Below are 16,278 nucleotides of genomic sequence, written 5' to 3'. Positions count from 1 at the left end.
GACAGGAGTAGGGGGGTGATGGAGTGAAGAGGGAAGAGTAAAGAGTAAAGAGTAAAGAGGATTAGAAGACGGTGCCGTCGCTGGCGATTTCAATGGGCGGCTTTCCGCCGGGTCGGACGGCGGCGGTTTGGCGACCGGCGGCCCAGGTGCCGCCTTGGAGAATTTTGGGGAGGGGTAGGGTGGTGTCGCTGAGGTTTAGGCGCTGGCGGATTTCGGTGGCGACGCGGTCTAGCGCAATGACGGTTAGGGCTCGCCATTCCACAATTGGGGGCGAGCCGGGGGCGTGGGCCTGGGTCAGGATGGCGGACTGCTTGGGATGGAATAGGCCCAGGTCGATGAAGAGGCCGCCGTTGCGATATTCGGCTAGGCCGGTGAGGGCGTCTAGCTGGGTGACCGCAAGCCCCAGCTCCTGGAGCGGCTCTAGCAGGGAATAGGTGAGCCACTGGGAGAGTTTGTGGAAGGGGACGAGCTGGCTGCCCAGACCGGTCTGGGGGAGGGCCGGATGGGGCCAGACGTCGCCTAGGTTGAAGCCAGCAATTTCGCTGCGTCCCGGCCAGATATCGCCTAGTCCTTCGAGAACGGCCTGCAAGACCTGCGCTGCCGCGATCTGGCCTGCTACCGCCTGAGTCTGCAAAGAGTCGATCAGATGGCCAGGGCGGGGTGGCGAGCCAAAGCGCTGGGGCTGCGCTTGGATAACGGCTCCCAGCTTTTGCAACAGCTGCCAGCGGCCCTCTAAGCCCACCAGCGGGTTTTGTTCGCTGACCTGGAAGCTGTCGGCGAGCTGGTCTAGGGTGAGCTGCCGTAGGCCAGCCGAGTCGGCCTGCCAGGGCTGCTCGGGCTGGGAGGAAAATAGGCCCTGACGAAAGGCGTTGAGGCTGGCGATCGCCAACCCTTCCGACCGGCTGTACACCTGCCCGCTCTCAGCATCCTGGTACTGCCAAGCCGCTCCGGCTCCGGCGTCTAATAGGACGCTGGTCATTGCCAGGTCGGCCTCGGCCCGGGCTCGCTCCAGGGCCGACAGCTGGTTCCAGGCGGGTTCAAACCGGGCCAGCAGCGACTGACCCTCAACCTCAAAATGTCGCCAGCGGGAATGAAAGGGAATGTCGAGCTGGGGATAGCGCGATCGCGTTACCTCAATCACATAGTCGGCCACACGGCCCAGCTGAGACGGGACGCAGCGAAAATGTGGCAGCCGATCCTGGCAGGCGAGCTCAAACAAATCGCCGCAGCGTTCCCTGATTGCCTGAGGGGATTGCAGATAGCGGATGACCTCAGCGACAGCTGGGGAGTCCGGATCGGTCTCTATCTCTGGCTCAGCAAATGGATTGGTTAGTCCCACTGGCGTCCCTTGGTTTGCGATAGGTCGTCGGCTGGGGTCGGGGTCGAGCTGAAATAGCCCGAGGCCTTCTTCGCCATAATTTCAACCTGGGCATCGCTGGGAATTAGCGCGTCGGGAATAGGCACGCGCTCGACGATTTCAATGCCGGATTTGGCGATCGCGTCGTACTTCAGATTACTCATGGAAACGAACTGGTCAATTCGGCTGATGCCCAACCAGTGCAGCGCGTCGGGCATTAGCTCCTGGAAGCGCATATCCTGAACGCCCGCGACGCATTCTGTCCGGGTAAAGTAGGCATCGGCACTATCACCGCCGCTTTGACGCTTGCGGGCGTTGTAGACCAGGAACTTGGTCACCTCCCCCAGGGCTCGGCCCTCCTTTCGGAAGTAGACAATCACGCCCGCACCGCCCGACTGCGCCGTTTCGACACAGGTGGCCAGCCCGTGCACCAGGTAGGGGCGGCAGGTGCAAATGTCCGAGCCGAACACGTCCGAGCCGTTGCATTCGTCATGCACCCGCACCGCCAGCGGGCGATCGGGGTCGTGGATAGCGTCTAAATCGCCCACAATATAAATAGTGAGACCGCCGATAGGGGGCAAAAATACCTTCAGGTCAAGGCGAGTGACCAGCTCAGGAAACATGCCGCCGGTCTGCTCAAACAGGGCGTAGCGCAGATCGTTCTCAGCTACCCCGAGCCGGGCGGCAATCCCCGGCAGATACCAGACCGGCTCGATCGCCGCCTTCGTCACCACCAGGTCGCCACCTGACTTCATAATCACGCCATCTTCCTTGAGCCAGCCCTGGCTCACCGCCGCCTGCAGCTCTGGCATTTGAATGTGGGCTTTAGTAATCGCGATCGTTGGACGAATATCGAAGCCCTGGGCATATAGCGACTGGTAAATCTCACCGACTAGAGCCCCGTAGGGATCGAGGGAGACAATCTGATTGGGGTCGGACCAGCTGGGGTAGGGGCCAATTTTGAGCGACGGCGAGGTGTCGGTCAGGTCGGGCCGATGGTCGCGCTGTAGATCGCCGCTGGCCACGGCCAGGGCGCGATAGACAGCGTAGCTGCCGGAATGGGTACCAATCACATTGCGGTGGTCAGGATCGCCTACGGTCGCGACCACTGGGCCTCGCTGAAGCGGGTCGGAGGCTCCCCATTCAATCGGCTGCGCCTTTGAGCCAAACCGATTGGGATGGGAGGTCAGAATAATATGGCGGGGACGCTCGGACTTGCCCGCCACACTGTCAGCTGTCTGAGTTTCTGGAGAGCCAGTTTGAGATACTGGAGACTCAGGGGGAATAACGGCTTCTGTCATAGATACCTCTGGCGAGCTTCAATACATAAAGAACGGTGCAGAGCTCAGAGTCAATCAAGCCTGCTCTAAGCTGACAATGGGCTAACAAACGCCTTCCTACTAAGTTTTTAGCCTAAAAACCTGGTGACTTAACCTGAATTCAGGCAGTTCCATCAGCAAATTTTCGAAAAACTCTTTGAAGAATTATTTGAATTAAAGGGTCAACCGAGATAGAGGTTTAGATTTCCTAAAGCTGCTGACCGGATCGTCCAGCAGGGTACGATGCTAGAACTTCTCTCCATTTTAGGACGGCGCTAGCCAGGCTGGCCGAGATGGAAGGCAATATATCTTAATACTTGATTCCTTTTCCCTATGGATCGCTTCAAAGTCGAGGTCATTTCCCAAACACCAGAACCCCAGCGCACGATTTATGCGGCCATGCATCAGGACTATGCCGAGGCGTTCGTCTGGGATCAGCGCGAGAGCTGGCCTAGCGAAGCCAAATGCGGCGAGCTGGTGATTCGCAATCTGCTCAAGGGCGGGCGGGGTCACTACGGTCCGCTAGAACATCCCCAAATTGTGCTGAACTGCGGCTGGTTTCCCCACAGCACGATGCAGCAGCTTCGCACCCATCGGGTGGGCATCTCCTTCGATGTCCAATCCTTTCGATATACCGGCAGACGGCTGCTCGATGTCGTTGAGGGCAAGCGAGACGTCGATGAGGTCTTTTACCTGCGGCCGCTGGGCGCCTATACCGACCGGCAGGGCAAAAAATATGAGTACAGCGCCGAGCAGCGACAGCAGGATCTGGACTGGTGTCGGCAGGCCTGCGATCGCTACGCCGACCGCATCCGCCAAGGCTTTTCCGAAGAGCATGCCCGCGGTCTGATCCCGTTTGACGTACGTCAGCACTGGGTGCTTTCGGCCAACGTGCGGTCGATGATGCACCTGCTCGATCTGCGCTGGAAGGCCGATGCCCAGCTGGAGGCCCAGAAGCTCTGCGAGGCGATGTGGCCTCATTTTCAAGCTTGGGTACCCGCGATCGCAGCCTGGTATGAGGAAAACCGGCTCAAAAAGGCCCGCCTGTCGCCTTAGGTTCTGTCATCTCTTTGAGCTAAAAATATTCGCTTCATCGACCGTAGCAGCTTCGCCAAATAATTAAGAAAATCCAAGGTTTTTCGACTTTAACCTGATTTCAGAGTACGCCCTTTTGATTTTTGATTTTCAAGGTAAAGTTCAGTAACTGAAAATGCAGGACGGCTTTTTGGATAACGCTTCTTTCATAGATGCCGCTATTGCTTTACTAGCTTCTAAAATACTGGAGCTCTATGAAAAACAGGGCTTCAGAGTACCGCCAGGGGTTTTCCCATAGCCATTCAGGCCCGCAGTCGGGGCAAGTTTGACTTTTGCAAAGACTCAATAAGAAGTTTGCGATCTAATCGACTGGTGACAACTTATTAGAGATTTCCTCTTAAGCTGAAAATATCACTGATCAACCGTTAGAACAGTCTATAGATTATTTTTTCTTGGACCGGCTTAGATGATTGAATTCAATCTTTATTTCAATCTTTATTAAATGACGATTCACGCTTAGATACGAGCCCTAGTTATTTCACCAGTCACTTTACCTGAAATCAGGTGTTCTACAGCCCCTATGACCATTCCCCAAGGCTATATTCTGGTGCTGGGTCAGCAGCCCCAAGACTTTCTAGATGCCCAGCTACAGCATCTCAGCTACCTGATGGTGCTCACCGACTCTGCTGACCAAGCCGTTGCCCGAGTTGAGCAAGAACGACCATACTTAGTTATTTTGTCAGGAAATCATCAGAATTGGTCGCAGCCGGTCGTGCAGCGTCTGCGGGACAGTATTTGGCCCGCTGGAGTCACAATTGTGGCCCTGACTGAGCCCGATGAGCCCTCTTGGTTTCCTCCGGGGCAAACTTCTGGAATTGATGGTTTTTTAGTCAAACCGCTGAGTCGGGACATCCTATCAGCTGTGGTCGAATCGGCCGTGGTCAAGCAGTTCTGCGGCTAGCACCGGTGCAGCTAGCGCTGCTACCAGCCCAGCGCTGCTGCTGCACTGCGATACGCATCAACCGGCGCAATTCGTAAATTGGGCAGAGAAAATTCCGCCGTCCCTACAGGTTCTTAAATAACGCGTGCTACCACTGTAAGAATACGGATGCAGCGTCAGAGGTTCTAACCTTTATTGCCCGAAGGGGTGCATTTTTTGTTAGAACAGCTACAATCAGTTAGATTGAGTCAGGAACTGGCTCTACCGTATGAATACGGATGGATTAAGCATCCGTACATACTCTGAACAACCGCAATTTAGTCAAGAAACTTTAAGCAATATTGATATGTTGACATATTGTCCGGCATTGTTCGCTAGTTTGACTATCTACCGATAGGCAGATTAGCGCTCACTCCTATGCTCAAGACAGCTCAACCTATCAAAGTTTTTGGTGCTAATTGCTTTAACCCCCATTCGTTACATACAAGGAGCATGAGGAACGCGGCATGACCCAGGCTAATAACGTACTCGAAACTCTCTCACCCAAAAGTCATATAGATGCCCTAATTGACACTGACGGGTCCAACGGGAGATTTGACGCTTCAGATGAGGCAGCAGGACCGACTAAAGCCGAAAAGAGCAAACCCGCTCGTCGTCGCACCACTCAAACGAAAAAGAAGCACTATACCGAAGACTCAATTCGCCTCTACCTGCAAGAAATTGGCCGCATCCGCCTGCTCAGAGCCGAAGAAGAAATCGAGCTCGCTCGAAAAATTGCCGATCTTCTAGAGCTAGAGCGGATTCGCGACGATATTGCCGACCAGCTGGAAGACGAGCCCACCGATGCTGACTGGGCCAATGCTGTTGACATGCCGCTAGCAGCTTTTCGTCGTCGCCTGCATCTGGGCCGCCGCGCCAAAGATAAGATGGTGCAGTCCAACCTGCGGCTAGTCGTTTCGATTGCCAAGAAATATATGAATCGGGGCCTTTCGTTTCAGGACCTGATCCAGGAGGGCAGCCTGGGTCTGATTCGCGCCGCAGAGAAATTTGACCACGAGAAAGGCTACAAGTTTTCAACCTACGCCACCTGGTGGATTCGCCAGGCCATTACCCGCGCGATCGCAGACCAGTCCCGCACAATTCGCCTGCCGGTTCACCTTTACGAAACCATTTCGCGCATCAAGAAGACGACCAAGCTGCTCTCGCAAGAAATGGGTCGCAAGCCTACCGAGGAAGAAATCGCCACTCGGATGGAGATGACGATCGAGAAGCTGCGCTTTATCGCCAAGTCAGCCCAGCTGCCGATCTCGCTGGAAACGCCCATTGGTAAGGAAGAGGATTCACGGCTAGGCGACTTTATCGAGTCCGATGGTGAAACGCCGGAGGATGAAGTGTCGAAGAGTCTGCTGCGCGAAGACCTGGAAAGCGTCCTCAGCACCCTTAGCCCGCGCGAGCGCGACGTGCTGCGGCTGCGCTACGGCCTGGACAACGGTCGGATGAAGACTCTGGAAGAAATTGGCCAAATTTTCAACGTCACCCGCGAGCGGATTCGCCAGATTGAAGCTAAGGCCCTACGCAAGCTGCGCCACCCCAATCGCAATAGCGTTTTGAAAGAATATATTCGCTAGATTACGGGGTTGGCGAATTGAACCTAGACTGCCGACACGGCTTTATTAGCTGTGCCGGCAGTCATTTTGAGTCAGGCAGCTCTTGCCGGGAAGCCGGTAAAAAAAATTACGCCAGGTATAGACAAAATCTGGGTTTTATTGGTACGCTTGTTCTTGTAAAGGGTATAGCAGGCGATCGCAGATGGAATCTTTGACGGAAGCTCAGCAGGAGCTATACGATTGGCTGGTCCAATATATTCGGGAAAATCGCCACTCGCCCTCGATTCGGCAGATGATGCGGGCGATGAAGCTAAAGTCCCCTGCCCCGATTCAGAGTCGGCTGGAACATCTGCGCAATAAGGAATATATCGACTGGAGCGAGGGCCAGGCCCGGACGATTCGGATTTTGCACGAGCCCCAGGGCGTCCCAATTTTGGGCGCGATTGCGGCAGGTTCAATGGTTGAAACCTTTACCGATAGCGTTGAGCAACTTGACCTGACGGCGATGACCTTTAAGGACGGGGATTTTGCGCTACAGGTTCGGGGCGACAGCATGATTGACGCCCTGATTGACGACGGCGACATCGTCATTATGCGCAAAGTGCAGGAGCCTTCTCGCGTCCGCAACGGTACGATTGTGGCCGCCCGAGTCGAGAGTACGACAACGCTGAAATACTATCATCGCGAAAAAGACCACATCCTGCTAAAGCCCGCCAATACTCGCTATGAGCCCATGCAGTATCCAGCCAATGAAGTCGATATTCAGGGCCGTTTGGTTGCCGTCTGGCGCAACCGAGAGCTGAGCTGAGCGCTGCTATTAGCTGCCCTAAAGCCGATAAATGGGTCAGTAAACGGGATACACTGTCTGTGCGCGCCGCGGCTGGCTGTCTCAGGTCAGGGCAAGCCGCGCGGTGCATCCAGGCGTTTCAGCGTAGCGTTTTTGAGCAACGCTTTTAAAATGGCGGCAACTGCCCCTATTCGCATTCGGTTTCGGATTTTTTTGACAGCGCTGCTGGTGGCGGTCGCCCTACTCTTGGGCGTTGGGGTTAGTGGCTTCTGGCAGCTCATCGCTCAGAGTCCTATAGCCTTGCTCCAAGGCGCCGAGCAGCCGTCAGCCGTGGCGTCTGTGTTTGTCCCCCGGCAGTCACCGATAGTGCTGACACTGCTGACTCGGCCCGATCGCCTGCTGTCCCTACGCCAGATACTCACTTCTCCCCAGCAGCGTCGCCAGGCGGAGGCCGAGGCTGAGCGGCTAAAGCGCAGCCTAGCCGTTAGCACGGGGCTCGACTATGAGAACGATATTCAGCCCTGGCTAGGCGATGAAGTCACGGCGGCGATTGTCGATCTCGACCTCGACCGCATTCCTGAAAATGGCCAGCAGATGGGCTATTTAATCGTGGCTGCGGTGAGGCCAGGGCAGAGTGCCCGCCCGTTCTTGCAACTGTTTTGGCAGCGGCAGGCGCTCCAGGGCAGACCGCCGGTATTTGCAAAGCTCAACGGTGTTCAGCTGATTTACAGCGATGTAGAGCAGCCCGGCAGCGCGATCGCGACTGCCGCCGTCGGCCAGCAGTTTGTCCTCTTTGCGAACAATCCGCAAATTCTGCGCCGCAGCCTCAGCAGCGCCCAGTCTCTACCGCTTAGCCTGGCCGATACGCCAACCCAACGGCAGTCGCTGCTCCAGCTGTCGCCTAACCGGATTGGTTTAGCTCAGGTCAGGCTGAAGGAACTGCTTTCCTTACTGGGCCAGGACTCGTTGCCCAGTAAGGAAACCCTGCCGCCAGACGAGCCGCCTGTGCTCAATTTGGGGTTTTCGCTGACGCGGCTGGGCCTGCTAGCCGATTGGATTTTGCAGCCTGGCAGGGCGCAGCTGCCGGAGCTGCCAGCGCTAAGGGAGCCTGTGCAGGCACTGCGATATCTGCCTCCGGATACCGCGATCGCAGTGGGTAGCCGCAATCTGCCGCCGGTGCTCGACAGTCTAAATGGGCTCGGGATTGTACCGAAACTGGGGTCACGGTTAATTGCCATGGGTCAGCAGTCTATGACCGAACTTGAATCCGGGCCAGACAGCGCCCGCTGGAGCTGGATCACCGGTGAGTATGCGCTGGGTCTGCTGCCAGGAGAGCGGCAGCCCGACTGGATTTTGATCGCCGAGCAGACGGCAGACAGTGAGGCCGCGATCGCTGACCTTGATCGCCAAGCGCTCACCCAAGGCTACAGCGTTTCTACCGTCGCCCTCGATCAGGCAGGCCGCAGTACGGCTAGGGCAACGGCCTGGACCCGGCTACAGACGGATCGTCAAAACAATCAGCTCGATACCGAGGTGCTAGGGCTCCATGCCCGGGTCGGTGACTACGAAATCTTCGCGACCTCGCTAGCTGCTCTAGAGCAGGCTCTGACCGCGCCCCAGGCGTCTCTGCTCGACTCGTCCGCTTTTCTCCAAGCCACAGCGGCGCTAGAGACGCCGAATAACGGCTATCTCTATCTCAACTGGCCTCAGCTAGAGCCGATTGCGACGCCCCTACTACCGTCCTTGAGCTTAGCTAAGGTGGTCGCACAGCCGCTGTTTGAGCATCTGGATGGGATCGCCCTCAGCCGCTACTCGGGAGGGGCTGACCAGCAGCAGGGGGGGCTTTTTATCCGCCTGGTAGAAACTGTGACTGAGCGTGGCTGAGCTCTGGTCAATTGTGCGCGACTGGGGTCGGGGGCTGACCCCGACCGCTGAGCAGCGGCAGGCGCTGCTGGCGTGGGAACTGGCCGATACCCGGCGAGCCAGGGCTTGGCAAATCACCGCTGAGAATGGGCTGGCGCGTATCGCTGAGCGGGCTGACTTGCTCCAGCGGTGTTTACAGACGCCGCAGCTCCCTTTAATGAGCTCAGCTTGGCAAGAACAGATACCGCTGCTGTGGTCGCTATGGCTACCGCTGGCTCGGCAAATTGCGATCGCGCAAATCCGTCTGAAGCGACCGCTGATTCATGGCATTCTAGGCGCTCAGGGGACAGGCAAAACGACCCTAGCGCAGATTCTTCAGCGAATCCTAGCCCAGCTAGGGCAGACCGCTGTCTGTCTGTCTATCGACGATTTCTATAAAACCTACGCTGAGCGTGAGCAGCTGCGTCACTGCGATCCCCGGCTGGTCTGGCGCGGGCCGCCGGGGACCCACGATATCGGCCTGGCCATACAGGTGCTGCGCCAGCTGCGAGCCGCACCGACTCAGCCAGTCATGATTCCACGGTTTGACAAATCGCTGCGGGCAGGGGCGGGCGATCGCGTCTCAGATGAACCGGTGGTCCAAGCCAGCATTGTTCTATTCGAGGGCTGGTGCGTGGGGCTGCGGCCAATTGGCGAGGGGGCTTTTGACCAGCCGCCCAGCCCGATTGAAACCGCTGCTGACCGACAGTTTGCCCTAGAGATGAATCGCCGACTGGCAGACTACCTGCCGCTGTGGTCACTGCTCGACCAGCTGACCCTGCTGCTACCAGAGGACTATCGGCTATCGCTGTGGTGGCGGCAGCTGGCGGAAGCCGCCATGCGATCTGAGGGGAGAGACGGCATGTCTGATGCTGACGTGCGAGATTTTGTTCACTTCTTTTGGCGAGCGCTACACCCGCAGCTGTTCATTCCGCCGCTGGTCCAGAATGGCGGAGTGAATCTGGTGATTGAGGTGAGCTCAGACCGGGGTCTAGGTGCAGTCTACCGGCCCTAACCGGGTATTCTATCGGGGGCTGTCGGCTATGGGCTGACCGGGTGCGGTCGAGAATGGGTAAGACCGGTATAAGATGGGGATGGTCAAAACAATGGTAAATATGGATGCGAGCACTGCGCTCATTGAGCCTTCAGGGATTTTAGACAGCATCAAAGGTGAGGCGTTTCGGACTCAGGTCGAAGCGGCTTTGCAGTCTGGTGCTAAGGTTCTGCTGATTGACCTCAAAGAGATTACTTTTGTCGATAGCTCGGGGCTGGGAGCGCTGGTTTCGGTACTAAAAAGGGTTCGAGCCCGAGACTGCGAGATGTATATCTGCTCAATGAACGACCAGGTGCGGATGCTGTTTGAGCTGACCAGCATGGATCAGGTGTTTGAAATTTTTCCCGATCGGTCTGCTTTTGAAAGTCGGGCGATCCGCTAGTCGACGCTAGCCGAAATTAACCTCCAGCAGCGACAGGTCGTCTGAAAAGACGGTATTGCGAATGCGTAGCACCTCAATTTGCTGGAGCAGCCAGTCAAGACTGGGGTAGGTGTCTGCTTGAGCAAGGCGCAGGAGTTGGATAAACCCCTCCAGGCCGAGTAATTCCTGATTCTCTTGCTGCACTTCGTAGACGCCGTCGCTGAACAAATATAGGCGGCTGTCCGGCGGTATCTGACAGCGTTCCCAGGCATAGGTAGACTCCGGCATCATCCCGATTGGCATTCCCGACGTCCGCAATCGCTCAATCTGCGGCTGCGGCTTGCCTCTGTCGGTCAGCAGCACGGCGGGGGGATGCCCAGCGCTGGCGTAGACGAGCTGACGGGTGGCCTGATTGTAGACGCCATACCAGATGGTGAAATACTTGTCGTTCTGGCCGTCCATCTGAAACATCTCATTCAGCCCGGCCAGCACCTTTTCCGGTCGATAAAAATTGACGTCGGGCAGTGACTGCGATCGCAGTACGTTCAGCACCGAAGTCGAGAGCAGCGCCGCTCCCAGCCCATGCCCCGACACGTCCAGCAGATAGATCATCAGATAGTCAGGGTCAAGCCAGTAATAGTCAAAACAGTCGCCCCCAAGCTGTCGGGAAGGAAAAAAGCGAGCGTTGATGCGGACGCGATCGCGCATGTCGCGGGGCAGCAGCGATCGTACATAGTCTGCCGCTTCCTTCAGCTCGGCTTCAAGCCGCTGCTTTTGCCGCTGCAGGTCGTGGGCCAGCTCATGCAGCCGCAGCCCTGACTTAACGCGGGCCTTGAGTTCAGCAATATCGACTGGCTTGATTAACAGGTCGTCAGCTCCCGCTTCTAGGGCCTGAACCCGATTCGCGATCGCGGTATGACCGGTCAGCAGCAAAAAGAAGGTGGCCGCAAGCTGCGGGTCTTGCTTAATCCGCTGGCAGACCTCAATCCCATCAATTTCGCCAGGCAGCAGTCGCCAGTCGCAGATGATGACCGGCGGCGACAGGTCAGCGGCTAGGGCCATGCCAATCTCGGCACTAGCCGCCGTCGCGACCGTGTAGCCCTGTTCGCGCAGCAGCCGCTGGAGCAGCTGGAGAATGACCGGATCGTCATCAATCACTAGAATATCTGCCATAGGCTCACTCAAAAGTCGTACCCAGCTTTAACCGGCATATGCTCAGGGAGGGGAGTCGCGACCGTCAGGCGGCTGGAGAGGGCATGGTTCCACAGGTCGATAAAATCGGCCAGGTAGTAGGGCCATGCCTGCTTTGCCTCAGGCAGTTCGAAGTTTTCAGGATCAAACAAATGCAGACGGTCCATCGATTCGGTTTCGGTCGGCTCCAAAATGTTAGCGCGGTAGGCTCCGCTTTCATCTAGCGCTGAGAAGCAGCAAACCTGATAGTAGTTTTCCCCAGATAGTTCTCGATACTGTACTAGGGTATAAACATCGACGGGAAGCAATGGAAATGGCAGGGCCAGGCTAATCTTCTGCTGAGCCGGTAAGAGTGACAGCCGCAGCGCGCTGCGAATGCCGTAGTAGCCTACCTGGTCAGACTGAAGCGGATATTTGCGGTAGCGCGGCTGCACGTAGCTGCGCATAAAGCTGGCAATATCAAGCGCCTCCTCGGTGTAGGCCCCAATTAGGCTGATATGGACATCGTAGGCGGGTACGCTGCTGATATTGAACACATCCAGGGTTAGGGTCTGATCGGTTTCAGCCAATCGCAGATCCCAGTATAGGTGAGGCATCGCCGTAATCTGCAGCTGTCGTTCGATTGCGCTGCGATAAAAATCGCCCTCTTGCTGGCGCTGCCGGGTGGTTTTATGGGCTAGCCAAGCATAGGTCCCGGTGACGGCGACCAGCAGTAGATTGCTCACGATTAGGAAGGGTTCCATAGCATTTTCCTCTAGCCCGTTTAACGCTTTAGATCAAATGTACTATTTTTGCCCAGGGTCTGGCATCTATGCTGACGCGAATAGGCTCAGCCTTTTCCCATATTCAATCAGAGCGAGATCGCTGGCGATTTTTGAGCTTAGTTACATTTGTAGCCTGACGACCAGTCTAGAACGGGAGAGTTTGCCATCATAGAGGCGCTGCGGTAATAGATTCAGAAGCGTTCAGAAAAGCGTTAGGACTGCCTTGATATGGATATTGATTCGCCCACCGATAGCTGCGTTTTGCCAATTTTGAAGTCTCCTAAAGACTATCAGGCATTTCGGATCAGCCCCCAGGACACCAATCGTCTGGCCATCGTATTTGACCCGACGACGGCTAACATGTCGCTGACCTACTGCGTCGAAATTTTTGACATCGGTGGAAAAACGCCGCCCAACCGTCATCAGTTTGCGGTAGAGATGTTCTTTATCCTCAAGGGCGAAGGCCGGGCCATGTGCGATGGTAAAACCGTTCCGATTAGCGCCGGTGACAGCATTCTGGTGCCGCCCAATGGAATTCATGCGATTGAAAATACCGGCTCGACCCGGCTGTATACGCTCTCGATTATGGTTCCAAACGAAAACTTTGCCGAGCTGATCCGCAGCGGCACCCCGGTAGAGCTCGATGAGGAAGATATGGCCGTGCTGGGTCGTCGGGATGGCGAGATCGCGCCCTTGCCGGTCGAGTCTCTGGCCCAGTCGGTCGCCTAGCCTTGGCCACCCGACTCCCGCTACGACCCTGCCAGTCCTGCTCAATGCGCACCCGCGACGGCGTCCGGCTAGATGCGGATGTCTACCGGCCCGACGCAGCTGGGCCGTTTCCCGTACTGCTGATGCGGCAGCCCTACGGACGCGAGATCGCCTCTACCGTCGTCTATGCCCATCCCACCTGGTACGCTGCCCAGGGCTACATCGTGGTGATTCAGGACGTGCGCGGGCGGGGAACCTCAGCCGGGAAATTTGAGTTATTTGCTAACGAAGTAGCAGACGGGGAAGATACCGTAAATTGGGCGGCGCAGCTTCCCGGCAGCGATGGCCAGGTAGGGATGTACGGCTTTTCGTACCAGGGGATGACCCAGCTCTATGCAGCTCAGGCTCAACCGGCGGCGCTGAAGGCGATTGCGCCAGCAATGGTGGGCTACCATCCCTACGCTGACTGGGCCTATGAAAACGGAGCGCTGTGCCTTCAGATTGGTCTAAGCTGGGCAATTCAGCTGGCAGCAGAGACGGCTCGGCTGGCGGGCGACGAGGCCCGCTATCAGCAGCTCTATGCCGCCGCTCGCCAGCTGCCCCTAAACGATCCGGTGCCGGCCCGGCCAGAGGTGCTTGCCGCGATCGCGCCAGAATCTTTCTTTCACGACTGGCTCGACCATCCGACCGAAGACGACTACTGGCAGAGCCTCACCCCCCAGCTGGACTCCGTAGACCTGCCGATGCTGCACATTGGCGGCTGGTTTGATCCCTACCTGCGAGGAAATCTCAGACTTTATCGTGAGATGGCCAGCCGCAGCCCGCAGCCCCAACAGCTCTGGGTAGGCCCCTGGGGCCACATTCCCTGGGGCCGTAAGGTAGGTGCCGTAGATTTTGGCAGCAAAGCCATTAGCCCGATGGATCAGGTTCAGATTCGCTGGTTCGAGCATTTTCTCAAGGGCAAGCTAACCGACCTGCTCGATCAGCCGCCGGTCTGTTGGTTTGAAATGGGGTCTAATCACTGGCGGCGGTTTGACGCCTGGCCTCAGCCCGAAACCCAGCGTTACTTTCTCCACAGCAGCGGTCTGGCCAGCATCCGCACGGATGATGGCAAACTGTCCCAAGCGCCACTATCCGATGGCGATGATGTTTTAATTCACGATCCCTGGCGGCCCGCCCCGGCCCGGGGCGGCCATGCGGCTATCCCTGCTGGCAGCTTCGAACGTACCGAAATTGACAGCCGCAGCGACGTGCTGACCTACACGACCGGCCCGCTAAAGGCCAGCCTGGAGGTGGCGGGAGAGCCCGCAGTAGAACTCATTTGCCAGACAGACGCAGCCAGCTATGACCTCTGCGCCGTGCTGTCGGTGGTGCATCCTGACGGCACAGTCTATAACCTGACTCAGGGATATCGACGGTGCGATCGCGATGCCATCCAGCCCATCAGCCTCACGCTACAGCCCACCTGCTTCCGCTTAAACCTGGGCCAGGCCCTCCGCCTGAGCCTCAGCGCCGCCTGCTTTCCCGCTTACCCTGTCAATCCCGGCACCGGCAATCCAGCTAAGTCAGCTCGCCTAATCGAAGCTCAGATTATCACGCTCACGATTCAGCACGGGCAAAGTGCTGGCTCAAAGGTTTTACTTCCGGTACTGCCCTCAGCGGCTATCGGCTAACGCCTTTTCAGCTACCCTCAGCTTTCTCAGAAACCCCTTAAGCTCACCTCAGTTTGGCATCAGACCTAGCTCAGGTGAGCATCGCATTCTAGTGAGTAATGAAGCTTAAACCCATTCACAAGGAGCTCATTCTCATGAACAGCAACTTCTTCGCCGCTCTCGCCCTGACTGTCGCGACTGTCGCGATCGCACCCACCGCCCAGGCCGCCGAAGTCAAACCCGCCGCTCTCCAGGAAAGCCGCTTTGAAGTCCTCGATCGCGGCGGTGCCAAAGCCGTCACGAATATTCAAGCCACCCGCCTGGAACACCTCGACAACCAGTCCAAGGCAGTCGATGACATCCAGGCCACCCGGCTGGAGTTCCTGGATAACCAGTCCAAAGCGGTCGATGATATCCAGGCCACTCGCTTGGAATTCCTGGATAACCAATCCAAGGCAGTCGAAAATCTGCAATCGACCCGGCTGGGCGAGCTAGACCGCCGCGACAAAGGCGAAATTCAAAAGCTGCGGCTAGAGCATCTGGACAACCAGTCCAAAGCCAACCTAATTCAGTAATCGTGCTGCTTTAAAGCTAAATAGGCAATCCACATCGGTGCCAGGCAAACTTCTATGCCTGGCACCAATGCGTTTTAAGCTTGGATACCCACTTTACTGCTTAGATTTTGACTTCAGGTTTGCGAACCTAGTGAAGCGATGGCATCGGCAACTTTCACCATAAGTGTCATCGAGTCAATTGGTGAAGCCGTGAAACCGTACTTCTCATAAAACTGCTTTGCTTCTTTCGAGATAGCATGTACCAGAATTGCTCTTATTCCAGCAATTTCAGCGGCTTGCAGAGTACGGAGAATGGCGTCTCGCAGCAGAGCTCGCCCAAAACCTTTACCTTGCCACTTAAGGTCTACCGCCAATCGGCCAACTACCATAACTGGAATTGGGTCGGGCATATTGCGCCGGACCCGACCGGTCGCCGAGGTTTGTGCGATCGCGCCATTAGCCAGACAATAGTACGCGATCACGACTTCACCCGCGCAGAGAACGTAGGTGCGCGAAGCTCCTCCCAGCTCATTTTTTAGAGCCCGACGCTTCAGCCAGTCATCTAGCTGACCGTTACCTGAGTCAAAGCTTTCAAGCCGATGGGACGAATTCAGCTTTTCAGGCGGACGAAGCCTGTCCTGCTCTCGATCGAATTCCACTGGCTAATCCCAGGGGGCCTGGGCTGTCAGCAAGGTGCGGAGCTTTTCATTTTGTGCCGGGGGTGCATCCAGCAGCGCCACAAATTGCTTAAATTTGTGTTCATCCAACCCAAAGAAACGCCGGTCTAGAAGAACGTCCTGAGCTTTTTGATAAGCCGACTCCAGCATGAACTCTGAGCGGCTCTTACCCTGCACTTCAGCCGCATAGTCAATCAAATCACGTTGATTTTGCTTCGCTCGGATATTGATCGTGACATCGCGGGTCTGGCTAACGGGCCTTTCACCGGCTGAGGCGGACATATCGCTTATCCCGATTATAGAGAACTTCATCTAATGTAAGAGTTTTGTATGCACAACGTCAACACATTCTTGGCCGCGGTTCGATCAC

Annotated in this window: 16 protein-coding genes; 10 read left to right on the top strand and 6 right to left on the bottom strand. The window is 56.5% G+C overall.

Annotated elements, in window-relative coordinates:
• Nucleotides 1–61: 61 nt before the first annotated feature.
• The gene (locus tag IQ241_RS20310; protein WP_193910760.1) at nt 62–1,306 is read right to left on the bottom strand and encodes a URC4/urg3 family protein; all 1,245 of its coding nucleotides are present in this window, start codon (nt 1,304–1,306) and stop codon (nt 62–64) included.
• A gap of 23 nt (nt 1,307–1,329) precedes the next feature.
• The gene (locus tag IQ241_RS20305) at nt 1,330–2,658 is read right to left on the bottom strand and encodes a GTP cyclohydrolase II (protein WP_193910742.1); all 1,329 of its coding nucleotides are present in this window, start codon (nt 2,656–2,658) and stop codon (nt 1,330–1,332) included.
• A gap of 351 nt (nt 2,659–3,009) precedes the next feature.
• On the opposite strand from IQ241_RS20305, the gene thyX reads away from it, so the two are divergent.
• From thyX to IQ241_RS20270, 7 genes are all read left to right on the top strand, one after another.
• Nucleotides 3,010–3,732: an FAD-dependent thymidylate synthase gene (gene thyX / locus IQ241_RS20300; protein ID WP_193910740.1), complete on the top strand. Its 723-nt coding sequence runs from the start codon at nt 3,010–3,012 to the stop codon at nt 3,730–3,732.
• Nucleotides 3,733–4,291: 559 nt separating this feature from the next.
• Nucleotides 4,292–4,672, top strand: a complete 381-nt coding sequence (locus IQ241_RS20295) for a response regulator (protein ID WP_193910738.1) — start codon at nt 4,292–4,294, stop codon at nt 4,670–4,672.
• Nucleotides 4,673–5,157: 485 nt separating this feature from the next.
• Nucleotides 5,158–6,279 carry an RNA polymerase sigma factor RpoD gene (gene rpoD, locus IQ241_RS20290; protein WP_193910736.1) on the top strand — a complete coding sequence of 374 codons (1,122 nt, stop codon included), beginning with the start codon at nt 5,158–5,160 and terminating at the stop codon, nt 6,277–6,279.
• Nucleotides 6,280–6,460: 181 nt separating this feature from the next.
• Nucleotides 6,461–7,066, top strand: a complete 606-nt coding sequence (lexA, locus tag IQ241_RS20285) for a transcriptional repressor LexA (protein ID WP_193910734.1) — start codon at nt 6,461–6,463, stop codon at nt 7,064–7,066.
• Between the two features lie 150 nt (nt 7,067–7,216).
• Nucleotides 7,217–8,929, top strand: coding sequence for a DUF3352 domain-containing protein (locus IQ241_RS20280; protein ID WP_193910732.1), 1,713 nt, complete (start codon nt 7,217–7,219; stop codon nt 8,927–8,929).
• Nucleotides 8,922–9,962, top strand: coding sequence for a glycerate kinase (locus IQ241_RS20275; protein WP_322743721.1), 1,041 nt, complete (start codon nt 8,922–8,924; stop codon nt 9,960–9,962). The genes IQ241_RS20280 and IQ241_RS20275 overlap by 8 nt, the downstream gene beginning before the upstream one ends.
• Before the next feature lie 100 nt (nt 9,963–10,062).
• Nucleotides 10,063–10,383 (top strand): STAS domain-containing protein, encoded by a 321-nt coding sequence (locus tag IQ241_RS20270; RefSeq protein ID WP_193910730.1) that lies wholly within the window; start codon nt 10,063–10,065, stop codon nt 10,381–10,383.
• A gap of 6 nt (nt 10,384–10,389) precedes the next feature.
• On the opposite strand, the gene IQ241_RS20265 is transcribed toward IQ241_RS20270, so the two are convergent.
• Both IQ241_RS20265 and IQ241_RS20260 read right to left on the bottom strand, forming a co-directional pair.
• Nucleotides 10,390–11,535 carry a PP2C family protein-serine/threonine phosphatase gene (locus tag IQ241_RS20265; RefSeq protein ID WP_193910728.1) on the bottom strand — a complete coding sequence of 382 codons (1,146 nt, stop codon included), beginning with the start codon at nt 11,533–11,535 and terminating at the stop codon, nt 10,390–10,392.
• A gap of 8 nt (nt 11,536–11,543) precedes the next feature.
• A complete protein-coding gene (locus tag IQ241_RS20260) occupies nt 11,544–12,296 on the bottom strand; it encodes a hypothetical protein (protein WP_193910726.1) in 753 nt (250 codons plus the stop codon).
• 249 nt (nt 12,297–12,545) lie between these two features.
• Here IQ241_RS20260 and IQ241_RS20255 point away from each other — a divergent pair, with 249 nt between their 5' ends.
• From IQ241_RS20255 to IQ241_RS20245, 3 genes are all read left to right on the top strand, one after another.
• Nucleotides 12,546–13,046: a cupin domain-containing protein gene (locus tag IQ241_RS20255; RefSeq protein ID WP_193910724.1), complete on the top strand. Its 501-nt coding sequence runs from the start codon at nt 12,546–12,548 to the stop codon at nt 13,044–13,046.
• Between the two features lie 44 nt (nt 13,047–13,090).
• Complete coding sequence (locus tag IQ241_RS20250; RefSeq protein ID WP_193910722.1) at nt 13,091–14,698, top strand: CocE/NonD family hydrolase; 1,608 nt, start codon at nt 13,091–13,093, stop codon at nt 14,696–14,698.
• Nucleotides 14,699–14,832: 134 nt separating this feature from the next.
• A complete protein-coding gene (locus IQ241_RS20245; RefSeq protein ID WP_193910720.1) occupies nt 14,833–15,252 on the top strand; it encodes a hypothetical protein in 420 nt (139 codons plus the stop codon).
• 113 nt (nt 15,253–15,365) lie between these two features.
• Here the strand turns inward: IQ241_RS20245 and IQ241_RS20240 are convergent, their stop codons facing one another.
• Both IQ241_RS20240 and IQ241_RS20235 read right to left on the bottom strand, forming a co-directional pair.
• A complete protein-coding gene (locus IQ241_RS20240; protein WP_193910718.1) occupies nt 15,366–15,890 on the bottom strand; it encodes a GNAT family N-acetyltransferase in 525 nt (174 codons plus the stop codon).
• A gap of 3 nt (nt 15,891–15,893) precedes the next feature.
• On the bottom strand, nt 15,894–16,190 hold the full coding sequence (locus IQ241_RS20235) for a type II toxin-antitoxin system TacA family antitoxin (protein ID WP_193910716.1): 297 nt from the start codon (nt 16,188–16,190) through the stop codon (nt 15,894–15,896).
• Between the last annotated feature and the right edge of the window lie 88 nt (nt 16,191–16,278).

It is taken from the genome of Vasconcelosia minhoensis LEGE 07310, from assembly GCF_015207255.1.
GTDB classification, from domain to species: domain Bacteria; phylum Cyanobacteriota; class Cyanobacteriia; order Phormidesmidales; family Phormidesmidaceae; genus Vasconcelosia; species Vasconcelosia minhoensis.
Note: the sequence above shows the minus strand (reverse complement) of the source record. Positions and strands in the feature narration are given on the sequence as shown.

Bases quoted from the DNA above. Each gene is read 5' to 3' on its own strand.
- IQ241_RS20245 (WP_193910720.1), top strand. From the start codon at position 14,833: ATGAACAGCAACTTCTTCGCCGCTCTCGCCCTGACTGTCGCGACTGTC.
- IQ241_RS20305 (WP_193910742.1), bottom strand. From the start codon at position 2,658: ATGACAGAAGCCGTTATTCCCCCTGAGTCTCCAGTATCTCAAACTGGC.
- IQ241_RS20255 (WP_193910724.1), top strand. From the start codon at position 12,546: ATGGATATTGATTCGCCCACCGATAGCTGCGTTTTGCCAATTTTGAAG.
- IQ241_RS20295 (WP_193910738.1), top strand. From the start codon at position 4,292: ATGACCATTCCCCAAGGCTATATTCTGGTGCTGGGTCAGCAGCCCCAA.
- lexA (WP_193910734.1), top strand. From the start codon at position 6,461: ATGGAATCTTTGACGGAAGCTCAGCAGGAGCTATACGATTGGCTGGTC.
- IQ241_RS20280 (WP_193910732.1), top strand. From the start codon at position 7,217: ATGGCGGCAACTGCCCCTATTCGCATTCGGTTTCGGATTTTTTTGACA.
- IQ241_RS20270 (WP_193910730.1), top strand. From the start codon at position 10,063: ATGGATGCGAGCACTGCGCTCATTGAGCCTTCAGGGATTTTAGACAGC.
- IQ241_RS20235 (WP_193910716.1), bottom strand. From the start codon at position 16,190: ATGTCCGCCTCAGCCGGTGAAAGGCCCGTTAGCCAGACCCGCGATGTC.
- rpoD (WP_193910736.1), top strand. From the start codon at position 5,158: ATGACCCAGGCTAATAACGTACTCGAAACTCTCTCACCCAAAAGTCAT.
- IQ241_RS20265 (WP_193910728.1), bottom strand. From the start codon at position 11,535: ATGGCAGATATTCTAGTGATTGATGACGATCCGGTCATTCTCCAGCTG.
- IQ241_RS20250 (WP_193910722.1), top strand. From the start codon at position 13,091: ATGCGCACCCGCGACGGCGTCCGGCTAGATGCGGATGTCTACCGGCCC.
- IQ241_RS20260 (WP_193910726.1), bottom strand. From the start codon at position 12,296: ATGGAACCCTTCCTAATCGTGAGCAATCTACTGCTGGTCGCCGTCACC.
- thyX (WP_193910740.1), top strand. From the start codon at position 3,010: ATGGATCGCTTCAAAGTCGAGGTCATTTCCCAAACACCAGAACCCCAG.